Genomic DNA, 14590 nt, shown 5'->3' on the forward strand with positions numbered 1-14590 from the left:
CTGAACAGGGCGGCAGTGACGAAGGGGCAGGCGGCGGCCGGCATGGCGCTGCCGCCCTTGCCCGATGATCTCCGCCGGCAGGAAGCGCATGCGCCTGTCGTGGAAGGCGAGTCCGTCATCGCCGTCCTCGCCCGCGAGCGCCAGGCGCTCGACCGCGCCAATGCCCGCCAGGGGCGCACCATCCGCTTCTACGACGACCTCATCACCAGATATGGAGCCCGCCGATGATGAACGGCATCTCGCTTGCCCTGACAAATCCGAGGGGTGGAGCTGTTCTGGCGCCACCGCCTTGGGTGCCGGATCCTGATCGCTATATGCCGGCGGCGACGCGCACGCGCTGGCCGACCGGCGCGACCGCCACGCCATGGACGTTCCCGGCCGGGCTGAATTACCAATGCTCCAAGCTGTTCTTCGGCGCGCCCGACTATCCGACGAACGACTTTCTTATCCCGTTCGTCGGCTTCGCGCTGACCGAAGGCGGCAATGCGCCGCAAGAAACGCAGTCGCCGAACGCCGACACCGTGATCGACGAGGCGTTCTTCGTGATGCCAAACGGCACGGAATACCCGATCTTGTTTGGCGGTCTGGTGCCGGCGACGGTCACCGCCGCAACCGGCATTGTTTACGGGCAGGTCATACTGCCGGTTGCTCTGCCGGCATGGTCGATCTTTGGCGTCCGAACGGTCTATCACGGCGCAGAGGGTGCGCAGCGCTGCGGCTCCTATCGCATCCAGCGCCATCGCGGCGAAAAGTATTGGGGCGCGGCCGACTTGGCGTCTGTACAGGCGCTGGCGGCCGCCAACGGACCGTCGACGGCGGCGCTCGATCCTGACAGCCTTTACAACACGATCGGCAACGCGACCAATTCGCAGATCCAGGCCTACGGGCCGGCGCTTGTCCTGGCGAAAGGATGGGACGGCCGGCCGGTTCCACTCGTCGTCGGTGACAGCCTGATCGAGCGGCAGGAGATCGCCGCGTCGGCCGACGAGCGCGGCAATATGGGCATGATACGGCGATGGCTCGACCAGCGCGACCAGGTATGGGGGAACACTGTCCCGCTCGTCATGGGCGTGCCTGGTGAGCATAACGAATTCGAGCTTGCCACCAACGCGACCAAGCGATGGGTGATGATCGACGCCATCAAGACGACGTTCAACGGCGGCAAGGATATCTGGACTTTCTGCCTCGACCAGGGCGGCCGCAACGACAACAACACGACACTTTCGCTCTGGCAGTCGCGCAAGTTCGGGCTCGATGATCGGATCATCGCCCGGTATCCCGGCGCGCATATGGTGGGCATGACCATTCTGCCGACGCTGGCAGGCTCGTCTGACGCCGGCCGCACGGTCGCCGGATATTCCGCGACGAGCGCGCTATGGAACCCGAGCACGGGCACGCTTGCCAGCATGAACGCGTCGCTCATCGCGTCGTCGCGGTTCGCCAAGACGATCGATATCGTGCCGGCCTTCATGTCGGACAGTGATCCGACGAAGGGGGCGGCGGCCGAATTGACGCCGCTCGGCAACGTCATCGGCCATCCCGGCAACCAAGACGGCGTGACGACATGGGACACGATGCGCCTGCCAAGCACGACGAAGCTCGGCGCGCGCGTCATGTTTGAATATCAGCCTGGGCTCTGGACCAGCCGGACGCTCGTAGACCGAACGGATTTGGGAGACGGCACGGCGAACTACCGCGTCGCCGAAGTGCTGGCGACCAACGTGCAGGATAACGCCGCCCTGCTCGGCCACGCCTATACGGCCGCCGATTTTGTTCACCCGGCTCTCTACGGTGTCCTGCGTTTCGTCAGCCGCCTGCCTCAATCGCACAAGGCGAAGTTCTATCCATGACATCCAACGACGATATTCTCCGCGCTCTCGGGCGCGTCGAGGGAAGGCTGACAGGCATCGAGGAAAACGTGGCGCTGCTGCGCAACGAGGTCAGCGACGAAAAGGCCAATGCTCACGACAGCCGCGCCGTGATCCACACCCGGCTCGACGAACAGGCAAGGCAGATCGCACATCTCGACACCAGGGTGGCGATCAGCGGCGGTGTCGACGCCCGGATCCGCGAGGAGATCAGGAGCCTCAAGGAGACCGTCGAGAAGAATCAGGAGGCGGTGGGGCCGGCGCTGGAAGAATGGAAACGGATGAAATCGATCGGTTACGGCATATCGGGATTGATTGCCTTTGCCGGGCTGACGATCGGCGGAATGATCGCCTATGCCAGCGATGGTGCGGTGGCGGCGTTGAGGCATTGGTTGAAGATCAGTTGATCGATTGCATTGCTTCTGCGGCGCTCGATACCCCGGAACTCAACTATCGTGAGTATCAACCGCCTCATCATCTATTGACTCGCCGATGGTGTGCTGTTTTTTGTGCACTATTGGGGGCAGCGTGGACTGGGAAGAAGATTCACCACAATCAGTGGAAGAATGGCTCGTGGTGGCAGAACGCTTCCGCGGCGATGCGCGCGCACTCAGGAAGGACAAGCGCTTCACGTCGACCTGGAATGCGGTCGGCTTCGCAATCGAATGTTATCTCAAGGCTGCGATAATGCGAAAGCTTGGGCTAAATCGGTGGCCTTCTAAGTCGGAACGTCCTGACCTTTGGGTCCATGAAACGGCGGAGCTATTGAGGGTTCTTGGGGTTACGTTTGACGGTTTGGGGAAGCATCCCGTCAGGTATCGCCTCAAGACTGTGTTGGACTGGAAGAGACGTCATGGCTATAATCTGGACCCGATCCCTGAAAAATATGCGGAGCAGATTTATCAGGATGCGTTTTCAAGCGATGGAGTGGTTGAATGGATAGCGAAGACCTTTCACCTGCCTTGCTGAAAGCGGGGCAGGAATATTTGGACAGTTTAAGGCGCCTTCGGCTTAACCCTGAAGGGTTGCTTTGGTCGCGCGTTAATGGGTTGCGAACGGTCAAAGTCAACAACGGTGGCGACGTAACGGAACAGCTCAGCGATCATCCTTCGGGGGATTGGCATCTCGTCCTTATAACGAGCGCTATTGATGAAGGTGGACCATCTGCTCTCAACCAGCTACTGTTCAAGGCGTATGACGCATCGGCAACACCCAAAGAGATTTCGCCTTTCATCGTCGAGGTCATGAGTGCGAAATCATCGTTCGTCCAGCAATTACTGGCTGCTTTGAATAACCCGATGGGTCCTATTGCCATTCAATTCAAAACGGCAGACGGACAGACCGTCACGCAGCCTGCAAACCCCGACAGCGCTCAGACTCTTATCGGCGGACTTTGGTTCGACCGGAAGTGGATATATCATCTGACAGGTCTGAAAGAGCGCCACGCTGACAGAAAGCGGCACTGGCGAGAGTTTATGCAGAGCGTTAACGCACTCGCTTCTTAACTTCCATCTTCTGACCCCAACGCCAAGCCGCTCTCCTTAACCGGGGATGAGCTATCGCAATCCACTCTTTTCTACTTCTACCCGTCGACCTCTGCTTGAGTATTTCAATTGCTGGGTGATATATCGGTTAAGTTAGAATGCGGCGATTCGGTCTATGGAAAGAGTCCCATGGGAAGGAGACTTCCCTGATGTGTTTGTAAACTGCAAATGGAAGTCGACGGACCCTGAGAGCGTCTGCTTGAGCAGCCACGCGCTGTACAGTGCTGCAAAAGGTCAGCGCGATATGGATGCGGCGTTACAACTCCTTGATGATTTGGTAGTTGAAGACACCGTCAAGAAACTTCGAGCTTTAGAGCAAAAATCCGGAATCAAGCCGAAAATCATCGCGCCGGCAGCTCAAATCGATGAGTCCAATAATGCATTGGCGATCGGCTATGCGAACTGGCTCGGTCACGAACTTGATTGGGAGGTGGATGAATCCGTCTTCCAAATGAAAGACTTCTCAAAAGACAAGCTGGACCACTGGGTCAGAATAGCGCACCGCAGTACGTTCTATGGGGAAATTGACAAGAAGACCCCATATGTCATAGTGGACGATGTAATCACACTTGGTGGAACATTGGCCGACCTTCGGTCGTTCATCCTCGGTAAAGGTGGGCGTGTTATTGGAATGAGCACAATTGCCTCAAGGGAGGGAAGTGATGTTCAAATCCGACTTGACGCTGATACACAAACAAAGCTGGAGAAACAGTATGGCGGCGATCTTGCAGATTTTTGCGTCGAGCGTCTCGGCTTTCATTACCGGGGATTCACGCGTCCCGAAGCAGCCCGAGTCCTCGGTTGTTCGGGTTATGTCCAGTTCGGAGAGAAAATCCTGCGAGGCCGTAACGCGGGCAATGCATCGCGAGGCAAGAAACAAGCTTCGCGATAGACCGAAGAAATTCTCGTAATTGGCGAATCCCTAGAGTTGCTAAAAGCCGCCTCTCTTTAACCAGAGAGGCGGCTTTTTCCATTTCAGGAGGAGCGAATTGACGCCGACGCAAAGCTGGATGTGTCCAGGTGCCATTCGGCAATAAGGGGCCGCATTTACCCAAACCTGCGGGGACAGCCCAAATTGTCGTTATGAGGAATCCCACTACCCAAGCTTTTCGGAGCAATTCTAGCGAACTGTCGCTGATATATTGATGTCATCAAGGGTTAACAACGATATCTAAATTTTAGACTCTGCTAACGAACAAATCCGCGCCGGGCTGGTTTTCCTCTCAGGAGGAAACAGTCATGAAGAGCATGAACAATCGCCAAGTTCGCATTCCGGGTCCCCGGGAGCATGATGTCGCGGAACATTGCCGCAAGTTTGGGATCAGCCCGGCCGAGGAGAGGAAGCTGAAAAAACTGCTCGGGTGCCGGGCGCCGCTGCATGAAATTCAGGCCAATGCGCCGCCGCGGCAGCCGCGGTGGCGCTAGACTTGTTTCACGCTCCGTTACCACCTTGATTCAAAGATTGAGCGAAGCGGGAAAGGCGAGGGGAGATGATCCTGTTTTCGGATCTCGGAGGCTAATCCTGTTCGTCAGGTGGGGCCGATTGTGACGGTTACTCCACGAAAACCAGCTGAAAGCCCCGCTTCGCCGGGGTTTTTTGTTGGGCTGGTGATGCGCTCTTGATTTTCGCCGTCGTCGAAGCATACCAGTCTAACGATTGAAGCGGACCGAAGCAATTTTCGCTTGTCCAGCCGGCCGACATTGCGAGCGCAAGGGCTGATCTGCGGCGCCGATATTGGCGGAACTTCCGGCAAATAGCGACGTTGGGGCGAAACGGACCGCGTAGCAGGTCTCGTCTCCTGTACCAACTGCTACCCCTGCAGTCGCTGCGCGGTCCACTGACCCATCCAGGATGGAGCAAACGATCCTTTGGCCCGTGCCGGCTCGCGCAGCCCCAGACGCGAGGCTCCAAATCCGATCAATGCGTCAGCTGGCGCGACAGCATGAGGATGTAGTCGTCGGCGATATCGGCGACCACCATGGCGGCTTCCGCTGGCGGATAGCCTTTGCCGATGGCCTCGCCGAGGATTTTCATGACGAGAGGTTCGAGCGCTTCCCGGCAGTCTGCCAAGCTTTCGACATGCGGGCATTTGGGACGAAACTGCAAGACGTTGTTCATGGCATACCCTCCATCTGATCGAGCTCGGCCCTTCTGCATGGAAGCCGGTCTCTTCGAGGAGGCGGGCCACGGTTCCGGCGAGCTTTCCCGGAACCAAATTAGTGATCGTGAAAATACGATGGCACAGGGCTCGGCGTAATCAAGGTGAGGCTGATATTAAGGTAAGCCAGTAGGGTTAATTCGTCCACCGAGGGTTGATCGATCCTCAACCGGTATGTCAGGCTATGGCGCAACCCTTTGTTTGCGTGTCGCTTTCCGGGACGAAAAAGGCGGCATTTTTTCAATTTTACCGGGAAATGCCGATATTCGCCGCGCGCTGCGGCAGCGCTGACGTGCAAAGCGCCGGCATCTGTATCGGGACCGCACACCGAAAGGGAAAAGCCCGCTTTCACGGGCTTCTCCTTGTAAACGCAAGTTTCGACATGCACGACGGCTTCAGGCCGCGGCAAAGGGCACGGCGACGAAGGTCTTGTTGCCGTCGCGTTCGATCAGCAGCAGCACCGATTTGCGGCCGGCCTTGCCGGCCTCGGCGATCGCCGCTTTTGCATCGCGGGTGTTGTGGACCGGTCTGTCGTTGACCGAGACGATGACATCGCCCGACTGGATGCCGGCGGCCGCGGCCGACTTGTCGGGGTTGACGCTGGCGACCACCGCGCCGCTGGCGGCGCGCGGCAGGTCGAGCTGCTGGCGCAGGTCGGGCGTCAGCTCGGCAAGGCCGATGCCGAGGCTCGGCTGGCCGGAGGGCTGGCCCTGGGGATCGGGGCTTTCGGCGGCGGCCTGCTTCTGTCCGTCCTCATTGGTGCCGACGGTGACGTTGAGATCGAGCGTCTTGCCGTCGCGCCAGAGGCCCAAGGATTTTTTGGCGCCCGGCGAAAGGTCTGCCACCAGCCGCGACAGGTCCTTCGGCGTCTTGACGGTCTCGCCGCCGACCGAGGTGATGATATCGCCCGGCTTCACCCCGGCATGGGCAGCCGGCGTATCGGCGGTGACGGCGGCCACCAGCGCGCCGCCGGTTTTGTCGAGGCCGACGGCATCGGCGACGTCTTTCGTCACCGGCTGGATCTGCACGCCGAGATAGCCGTGGTCGATCGAGCCGTCCTTCTGCAGCTTGGCGACGATCGCCTTGGCCTCGTCGGACGGAATGGCGAAGCCGACGCCGACGCTGCCGCCGTTCGGCGAATAGATCGCGGTGTTGATGCCGACGACATTGCCGCTGCGGTCGACCAGCGGCCCGCCTGAGTTGCCGTGGTTGATCGGCGCGTCGATCTGGATGAAATCGTCATAGGGCCCGCTGTGCAGGTCGCGGCCGCGGGCCGAGACGATGCCTGCCGTCACCGTGGTGCCGATGCCGAAGGGATTGCCGATCGCCAGGATCTGGTCGCCGAGCTTCAGCCGGTCGGAATCGCCCCAGGCAATGGTCTGCAGCGGCTTTCCCGCCTCTATCTTCACGACGGCGACATCGGATTTCGGGTCGGTGCCGATCAGTTTGGCCGGCAGTTCCGTGCCGTCATCAAGCGTCACCTTGATGTCGACGGCATTGTCGATGACATGGTTGTTGGTGACAACAACGCCGTCCGGGCTGATGATGAAGCCGGAGCCGAGCGCCATCGCCTGCTGCGAAGGCCGGTTTTTCGGGGCCTGGCGCGGCAGCGGGATGCCCTGATCCTCGAAGAACTGGCGGAACTGCTCGTCCATCGGCGAATCCTGCTGGCCGGCGCTGACATCGGTCGCCTTCACAGTGGTGGTGATGGTGACGACGGCAGGCTTGTCGGCATCGACGATGGAGGCGAAGGAGCCGCTCGCGGCAAGAATGCCGCCGGCATCGGCAGGCGCTGCAATGGCGTTCGACGTGTTGATGGCGAAGGGCAGGCATGCCGCGCCGGCGATGATGGCGGCGCCGAAAAGGGCAGCCGTGCGATGTTTGCGGAGGATGTGTGACATGGGGATGGTCCCTTGCGAGAGCGTTGGCTTCAGATGGCGTCGGGGTTCCATGGCGTCGTGGTTCATGTCGTGGGACCTGGCGTCGGATGGCGTTTGGCGCCAATGCCTCTCATCGCAGCGCAGTCGTTGGGGCGACCGGGCGAATGGAAGAATTCGCGCTCGGGATTCATATGATCGCGGCCGATGGATTTACAAATTAAATATTGATCATGTTTATATTGCCGATTTGTAAGATATGACCGGAATTTAATCTTGGTGCCGCAGGCTTTTCAGCCATCTGCCGCGTGCCGGAAGAATCGGCCGGCCTTTGCATTTTGCCGCGCCTTCCCCGAGGCGATTTCCTCCGAAAATAAATGGACTTATTCCCGCAGGCGGTGATCCGCCCGCCGCATGCGCCCGTAATTTTGCCGACGGACGATCACGCCGCTGTTTCCGGAAATTCCATTTCGAAATCTGTTGCGAATATAAAATGTTAGTAGACTCTAAATTATTTATTCTTCAGAAAGTGCAGATCGCGAATCGTGGGTGGGCGAGTCTCGCGGTGGCATATGAGGGGCAATGAGCAAGGCAGTGGAGCGGGGGCGCAACGGCAAGGGCGGCCCGCATGTGAGGTTGAGCGATGTTGCGAAGAAGGTGGGCGTCAGCCCGATCACCATCTCGCGCGCGCTTCGCAATCCGCAAATCGTTTCGGAAGATCTGCGCGAGGTGATCCTGCGCACGGTCGAGCAAATGGGCTATATCCCCAATCTTGCCGCCCGCGCGCTCGCCGGCCGCCACAACGGCGTCGTCGGCGTCATCACGCCGGCCTTGCACCAGTACGGCTTCACCGACCTGATGATCGGCATCGAGGATCGCTTCCGCGACACCGAGTTCACCGTGCAATATTCCAATACGCTGCGCCACGCCGAGGGGGAGGCCGGCCTGCTGAGATCTCTCCTGACGCAGAAGCCGGCCGGCGTCATCATCGCCGGCGCTGAATCCTATCGTGATCTTCTGCCGTTGATCGACAGCGCTGCCTGTCCGATCGCCCATATCGCCGATCTCAGCCAGGAGCCGCAAGCGCTGGTCGTCGGCCTCGATCATTATACGGCCGGTGCCGGGCCCACCCGCTTCCTGCTGTCGCGCGGCTATAACAGGATCGCTTTCATGGGCCGCGGCGCCGATGTCCGCTCGCGCCGCCGCATAGAAGGCTATGAGGATGTGATGCGGGAAGCCGGGCGCTTCGAACCCGATCTCATCATCGGCGGTGATGCGCCAAGCCGCACCGGCCTCGGCAGGGAGCTGTTCTCCCGCCTGTTGCAGCGCGTGCCCGATGTCGATGCCGTCTTTGCCCAGAGCGACGAAATGGCGCTCGGCGTCCTCATCGAATGCAAGGCCCGCGGCATCCGCGTGCCGGAGGATCTCGGCATCTGCGGCTTCAACGATCTGGAATTCTCGCCCTTCATCGAGCCGTCGCTGACGACGGTGCACATTCCGCGCTACGATATCGGTTACCGCGCCGCCGACATGCTGCTGCGCGCCGTCCGCGACGAGCCCCCTAGCGAAGACAAGAGCGACGTCGGCTTTACCATTATTCCGCGGGGTTCGACGCGGTAATCGGCTAGGATACCGGGACAATAGAAGCGAAGCCGAGCGCCGCTGAAGCTGGCGCTAGCCACAGTCCGGATTATTCCGTATATGGGCGAAATGACGTTTACTGTGCTGAAATATGGATAAGGCGGCGCTGTTTTTTGACAGGATGCACACCTTTGTTCGCGTCGCCGAGCGCGGCAACCTGTCGATGGTCGCAAGGGAGCTGGGCATCGGCCAATCCACCGTGACGCGGCACCTCAACGAACTCGAGGAGGCTGTCGGCGTGGCCCTCCTCAGCCGCACCACGCGTCGGGTCGCCCTGACGGAAGAAGGCAGTCGCTATTATACCAACTGCCTTCAGATACTGCGCCTGGTCGAACAGGCTGCTGAGGAAGCCAGAGATGCACGTCAGGCGCCGGCTGGCGCGGTTCGCCTCTCCTGTACGGCAGCGCTTGGCGTCATGCATGTCACGCGAATGATCTTCGACTTCCAGGACAGGCATCCTGATATCCGCGTCGACCTCAACCTGACCGACGAGCGTATCGACCTGGTTCGCGAGGGCGTCGACGTGGCGCTGCGTCTTGGACCGCTCGCCGACAGCTCAATGAAACTTCATGCGGTCGGAGAGAGCCAGCGGCTGCTGGTCGGCGCTCCGGCCTATCTGTCCGCTCGGGGACGGCCGGAGCGTCCGGCCGATCTGTCACGCTACGAAACCATCGTGATGTCCAACGTCGCAGGCAGCAATCAGCTCCTTCTTTCCGCGCCCGATGGCACCAGCCTGACGGTCCCCGTCAGCGGCCGGCTGCGCGTCGATCACGGGCTTGCGGCGCGCGCAGCCCTTGCCGCCGGACGCGGCATTGGTCCGACACATCTTTGGTTGGTTCACGATCTTCTGGACGATGGCCGGCTCGAGGTGGTGCTCGGCGACTATCGGCCTTCGCCGGTTCCGCTGAGCTTGCTGATCGTGCCGGAGCGTGCAGCCATTGCCCGCGTTCGCCTCCTCGTCGACTTTCTTGCCGCGGAGATCGCCAAGCTGCCCGGAATCCGGCCATCGTAAGCCTTCAACCTCCGAAAGAGCGCTTGTCGCCGCGCCACCCTGTCGTTCGCAGAAACTGCTCCCAATTGAGCGTCTCGGGGGCCAGGCGACGGCTCCATTCGAGATCGTGCTCCTTGCCGAAATAGCCGTACTCGACAGCATATTCGACCATGCCGAGAAGCTCTCGAACGAGAAAATCGTTGGCGGCAAACTCCGGAAAATAGGCGAGCAAGCCGCCCCTGGTGAAAGCATTCCGATACTCGGCCTTGCGGCCGGTCACGCGCTGAAAGGTTTCGACCATCTCGCGCGGAGAAATGATATCGCCGACGATCGGCAGCGTTTTGCCGTTGTAGCGCTCGGGGTTTGAGAAGATCTCGAGGACAACCGGCCCGGTCGCCGTCAGCGGATCGACAAAAGGTGCGGCGAAATCTTCCGGCAGATAAATCGGCAAGAGCAGAGTGTCGCCTTCCATGCGCGGCGCATAATATTCGAGAAGATTGGTGTAGAAGAATGCCGGCATGATGAAGGAATGCGAGATCGGCAGGTCGCGAATGTGATCTGCAACGCGCGCTTTATCGGTGAAATGCGGCGCATATTTCGTTCCACCGGTGATCTTGTCGACATTCTCGAGCGTGCTGAAGACAATGTGCCCGACGCCGGCCTCCACCGCCGCGTCCGCCAGCTGCCGCCCGAGAGGAGCCTCGCTTGTCTCCGGCGGGGCGATCGGCGGCGTCATCAGAAACGCGCCATCCGCGCCCTTGAATGCAGCAACGAGCTCCCTCTGGCGGCCGAGTTCGAGAGGTAGGGGGACGATTTCAGCGCCGAGTTTCTCGAGACGTAACGCTTCCGGCGAATCCTTTCTGCGCGTGAAAGCGCGGACGCGGAAGCGCTGGCTTTCAAGGAGTGTCGCAACGACGCTGCGCCCCTGTTTGCTCGTTGCACCGGTAACCGCGATCAACGGCTTGTTGTCTGTAGACATGGCTTTCATCCTTTCCCTGTCGCTCGCGCCGACCGGAACGGCGGGCGTCTTGGCAAGGAAGGGCCGATCGCCCTGCCTCGACGGTGGGCACTCTATCGAAACAGGGTTTATCGCTGTAGATGGCCGAAATGCATAAGATAATGCCATTTTATGGATAAGTGGCGGCAGGCCGCCCCACGCCCGCCGGACTACATCACTTTTCGCAAAGCCGTCGGCCGCCGGAATATGGCTGATAGGTACAATCGGACGGCCGGAAGGAGCGGTAGCTGCGCGAGCAGGCGCTGATGTTGCAGGACTGCGGTGCGCCTTGGCCGTCGACGACTGCTTCCGACGATCGCACTCCGTTCAGCGTCGGTTCGCTCGTCGCCTCGCGCATGAAGTCCCGCCAGATATGCGCCGGCAGGGCGCCGCCGGTCACCCCCTTCATCGGCGCGTCGTCATCATTGCCAACCCAGACACCGACGACGAGGGCTTCCGTGAAGCCGACGAACCAGGCATCACGATTGTTCTGGCTCGTGCCGGTTTTACCGGCCGCAAACACACCGGGATCTGCTCCGCGTCCGGTACCGCGCTCGACCACCAATTGCAGGAGGCCGAGGAGATCGGACTGGTAGGGCGAAAGATCGACATTCGGCTTGGATTGTGAGCCGACGCGAAACGTCTTGGGCTGCCCTGCCGCTTGAAAGTCGATGATGCCCCAGGGTTTGACAGGGGCCTTGCCGAGCTTGACGGACGCATAGGCGCTGGTGAGGTTAAGCAGATTGACTTCGGATGTGCCAAGCGCCAAGGACGGCGTATTGGCCAGGGGCGCATCGATGCCGAGTTCGCGTGCTGCGGCGATCACATTGTCGAGACCGACCTCCTGGGCAAGCGTCACGGATGCGGCATTGAGCGATCGCGCGAAGGCCTCGGCAAGTGTTACCCAACCGCGATAGTCGCCGCCGGAATTTTCAGGCGACCAGCCGTCAATGTCAATTGGCGCGTCCAGAACCTGGTCGGACAGAGTGAGCCCAGCCTTCAAGGCTGCGTAATAGACGAACAGCTTGAAGGTGGAACCCGGCTGGCGCATCGCGGTGGCGGCGCGGTTGAACTGGCTGGCCTTGTAGTCGCGCCCGCCAACCATCGCGACGACCGCGCCGTCGGGCGTCATTGCAACCAAGGCGGCTTGCGATGCGCCGACCGTCTTTCCCTCACCGTCCAGGGCTTTTTTCACGATCCGTTCGGCACTCTGCTGCAACTGCGGCACCAGTGTGGTGCGCACTGTCGTCGAGCCCGGCGACGAGCCGGCGATTTCGCTCGCCTGCGGCGAAATCCAGTCGGCAAACCAGCTTCCGGAGCGCGGCGTGGGCGTCGTCGGATGCAGCCTGGCAAAGCTCGTCTTGGCCTCCGCCGCCTCTGGCGCGGTGATCTTGCCATTGGCCGCCATCGCGTCGAGAACGACCAGGGTGCGCTGCCGCGCGCCTTCGAAATTGTCGATGGGATTCCATTGGCTCGGCGCCCGCAGCAATCCCGCCAGCATCGCCGACTCCGGCAGGTTGAGGGCGCCGACATCCTTGTTGAAATAGATGCGCGCGGCGGCAGGCATGCCGGTAGCGCCCGCGCCAAGATAGACGCTGTTGAGATAGCGCGTCAGGATTTCCGCCTTGCCGAGCTTCCACTCCAGCCAGAAGGCGATGACGACCTCCTGAATCTTTCGTTTTATTGTTCGGTCGCTGTCGAGATATTGCAGCTTGATCAGTTGCTGGGTGATCGTGCTGCCACCCTCCACCACCGAGCCAGCCTCCAGGTTCCGCAGAAACGCTCTCGCGATGCCCCTGGGGTCGACGCCGAAATGATCCATGAACCGGCGATCCTCAATCGAGAGCACGGCATCGATCAGATGCGGCGGAAACAGGTCGTATCGGGCATAGGGCCCTTGATAAGGTCCCTGTCTTACCAACGGCGCGCCATCGGCGGTTTCGAGCACCACGACCGGCTTTAACGTTCCATCCCGGATTTCGCTCCAGGGCACGTCTTTGAGTGCCCACACCAGCACGCTTCCGACGAGGAGGCAGACAAGAAGGATCGACCCGAGAGCGAATTTCCGCCAGCCGGCAACGAGCGATGCGCTCCGGCGACTTTCACTCGGCTTTGAACGCCGATCGCGAATACCGCGCCCGGCTTTGACCAAAGCAGTCGTCATCCCTTTGTAGGGAGCGGACGTGATCCCAAGCCGCATCGCCCTCCTGAGCTTCGTCCTCCAAGACAATCCGGTCGTCTTGACCTTTGCCAAGGCAGAACTTGCCTGCACATCCTGGCGTATCGCACGAAATAGAGTTCTGGCGGCCCGTCTGGTCTGGTCGAAGGATCCATGGGGCGGCTGCGGGTCTTCGCCTTGAGTGGTGCCTGGCGAATCCGAGGCGGCTGCTGGCGCTGGCGAATCCAGGGTCTGCTTGCGGCTCGAGCTGCTAACGTTTTCACCTGAGGATTCGGAGGAATTGGGCATCGGTTACCGTTAAAAAGGCCTACGCAGCACGAGCTTTATAACCGGGGGATGCCGGGTGTTCTACCGCAAAAGGCCCCGACGGACTGCTCCTGTGACAATGACAGCTTAAAGGGCGACTTCCGAAGCGACCGACATCAATTCCTGGGAATTGGGTGCCTTGAATGTCTGGAGCCCAGCCTCCAGAACTTCGGTGAAGCTCCAACGCACGATGCCCTCCCGGTCTATCAGGAACTGACCGACAAGCTGCCCATGGTCGGCAGTCATCATCTGCTGATCGGCTTCCGTAATTTGATATCCTTCCTTGTCGTTGAGAAATTCGTCCATTGCCATCACGCTCAAGGGCTCGGGCAACTCGCCCGGAAGATCGATCCGTATCGCCATGACCGCGTCGATCCCGATCTCGCGCAGGCCGAAGGCTTGGTGCGAAGCCCGTACCGGGTCGGAAGCAGCAAGAAGATCGGGTATCGGATGGTAACGGAAATAGAGCCGCGCGCGCTCGACCGGGGTGTTCACAACAGCCAGCGATTGGACGCCTTTCTCACGCAGCATCGGGTTGAGATATGCCATGGCCGCCACATGGCGCCGGCAGAACGGGCAATGCAGGCCTCGAAACAAACCGATCAACAATGGGCTGCGGCCGCGAAAATCATCAAGTGCGATCTTCCCCTCGTGCGAGATCGCATCAAACTCAACGTTCGGCACCCGGTCGCCCGGTTGCAGCGGATGGTCGACATAGCGCGTGGACATGGACAACCTCCTCGCTCGGGGATCAGTCGAGAAAAGGCGCCACGTCAGTGCTTCGAGGTCGAGAGTGAGCGTTGCAGGCCTGACCTCTTGTCCTTACCGCACCGCCAGGATCCGATCTAAAATGGGCTCATATTGGCCCGCGGGCAAGCGGCAAACAGCGAATCGTGAACCGAGAAAGCCTGTTTTCCGCAAACTCTGATTCTTTAGAGCGGTTTGCGACTTGGTTGAATCGGGATTCCGCTTTTGTCGCAAATCAGATTTGATTGAATGAGCGATGGAGGCTTGTTCGATGGGTCGTG

General features: G+C 60.2%; 16 protein-coding genes. 9 read left to right on the plus strand and 7 right to left on the minus strand.

The window, feature by feature from the left end; translation table 11 throughout:
• The first annotated feature begins 15 nt into the window (after positions 1-15).
• The 7 genes from BBJ66_RS13150 to BBJ66_RS13180 all read left to right on the plus strand — a co-directional run bounded on the left by BBJ66_RS13150 (position 16) and on the right by BBJ66_RS13180 (position 4837).
• Positions 16-228, plus strand: coding sequence for a hypothetical protein (locus BBJ66_RS13150; RefSeq protein ID WP_071087552.1), 213 nt, complete (start codon positions 16-18; stop codon positions 226-228).
• A complete protein-coding gene (locus tag BBJ66_RS13155; RefSeq protein ID WP_071087554.1) occupies positions 225-1850 on the plus strand; it encodes a hypothetical protein in 1626 nt (541 codons plus the stop codon). The genes BBJ66_RS13150 and BBJ66_RS13155 overlap by 4 nt, the downstream gene beginning before the upstream one ends.
• Positions 1847-2275: a DUF1515 domain-containing protein gene (locus BBJ66_RS13160; RefSeq protein ID WP_071087557.1), complete on the plus strand. Its 429-nt coding sequence runs from the start codon at positions 1847-1849 to the stop codon at positions 2273-2275. The genes BBJ66_RS13155 and BBJ66_RS13160 overlap by 4 nt, the downstream gene beginning before the upstream one ends.
• Positions 2276-2396: 121 nt before the next feature.
• Positions 2397-2837 (plus strand): hypothetical protein, encoded by a 441-nt coding sequence (locus tag BBJ66_RS13165; protein WP_128146174.1) that lies wholly within the window; start codon positions 2397-2399, stop codon positions 2835-2837.
• Positions 2804-3373, plus strand: a complete 570-nt coding sequence (locus tag BBJ66_RS13170; protein WP_128146175.1) for a hypothetical protein — start codon at positions 2804-2806, stop codon at positions 3371-3373. The genes BBJ66_RS13165 and BBJ66_RS13170 overlap by 34 nt, the downstream gene beginning before the upstream one ends.
• 238 nt (positions 3374-3611) lie before the next feature.
• Positions 3612-4304, plus strand: coding sequence for a phosphoribosyltransferase (locus BBJ66_RS13175; protein WP_128146176.1), 693 nt, complete (start codon positions 3612-3614; stop codon positions 4302-4304).
• Positions 4305-4651: 347 nt separating this feature from the next.
• A complete protein-coding gene (locus tag BBJ66_RS13180; protein WP_049734539.1) occupies positions 4652-4837 on the plus strand; it encodes a hypothetical protein in 186 nt (61 codons plus the stop codon).
• Positions 4838-5330: 493 nt separating this feature from the next.
• Here BBJ66_RS13180 and BBJ66_RS13185 read toward each other — a convergent pair whose 3' ends face one another.
• The 3 genes from BBJ66_RS13185 to BBJ66_RS13190 all read right to left on the minus strand — a co-directional run bounded on the left by BBJ66_RS13185 (position 5331) and on the right by BBJ66_RS13190 (position 7472).
• Positions 5331-5531, minus strand: coding sequence for a hypothetical protein (locus BBJ66_RS13185; protein WP_071087566.1), 201 nt, complete (start codon positions 5529-5531; stop codon positions 5331-5333).
• Positions 5532-5629: 98 nt separating this feature from the next.
• Complete coding sequence (locus BBJ66_RS34590; RefSeq protein ID WP_128146177.1) at positions 5630-5923, minus strand: hypothetical protein; 294 nt, start codon at positions 5921-5923, stop codon at positions 5630-5632.
• Between the two features lie 43 nt (positions 5924-5966).
• Entirely contained in the window at positions 5967-7472 is a 1506-nt protein-coding gene (locus tag BBJ66_RS13190) for a DegQ family serine endoprotease (protein ID WP_071087568.1), read from the minus strand.
• A gap of 558 nt (positions 7473-8030) precedes the next feature.
• On the opposite strand from BBJ66_RS13190, the gene BBJ66_RS13195 reads away from it, so the two are divergent.
• The gene (locus BBJ66_RS13195) at positions 8031-9068 is read left to right on the plus strand and encodes a LacI family DNA-binding transcriptional regulator (RefSeq protein ID WP_071087571.1); all 1038 of its coding nucleotides are present in this window, start codon (positions 8031-8033) and stop codon (positions 9066-9068) included.
• A 112-nt stretch (positions 9069-9180) separates the two neighbouring features.
• Positions 9181-10101, plus strand: a complete 921-nt coding sequence (locus tag BBJ66_RS13200; RefSeq protein ID WP_049734535.1) for a LysR family transcriptional regulator — start codon at positions 9181-9183, stop codon at positions 10099-10101.
• 4 nt (positions 10102-10105) lie between these two features.
• On the opposite strand, the gene BBJ66_RS13205 is transcribed toward BBJ66_RS13200, so the two are convergent.
• The 4 genes from BBJ66_RS13205 to BBJ66_RS35145 all read right to left on the minus strand — a co-directional run.
• Positions 10106-11059, minus strand: a complete 954-nt coding sequence (locus tag BBJ66_RS13205) for an NmrA/HSCARG family protein (RefSeq protein WP_071087582.1) — start codon at positions 11057-11059, stop codon at positions 10106-10108.
• Between the two features lie 193 nt (positions 11060-11252).
• Entirely contained in the window at positions 11253-13544 is a 2292-nt protein-coding gene (locus BBJ66_RS13210; RefSeq protein WP_071087573.1) for a PBP1A family penicillin-binding protein, read from the minus strand.
• Positions 13545-13649: 105 nt separating this feature from the next.
• Entirely contained in the window at positions 13650-14291 is a 642-nt protein-coding gene (locus BBJ66_RS13215) for a peroxiredoxin-like family protein (RefSeq protein ID WP_049734532.1), read from the minus strand.
• Between the two features lie 93 nt (positions 14292-14384).
• Positions 14385-14590: hypothetical protein (locus BBJ66_RS35145; RefSeq protein WP_210184956.1), on the minus strand; the 206-nt coding region annotated here is incomplete at its 5' end.

Origin of the sequence: Rhizobium sp. RSm-3 (assembly GCF_001854685.1) — a bacterium.
GTDB classification, from domain to species: domain Bacteria; phylum Pseudomonadota; class Alphaproteobacteria; order Rhizobiales; family Rhizobiaceae; genus Rhizobium; species Rhizobium ecuadorense.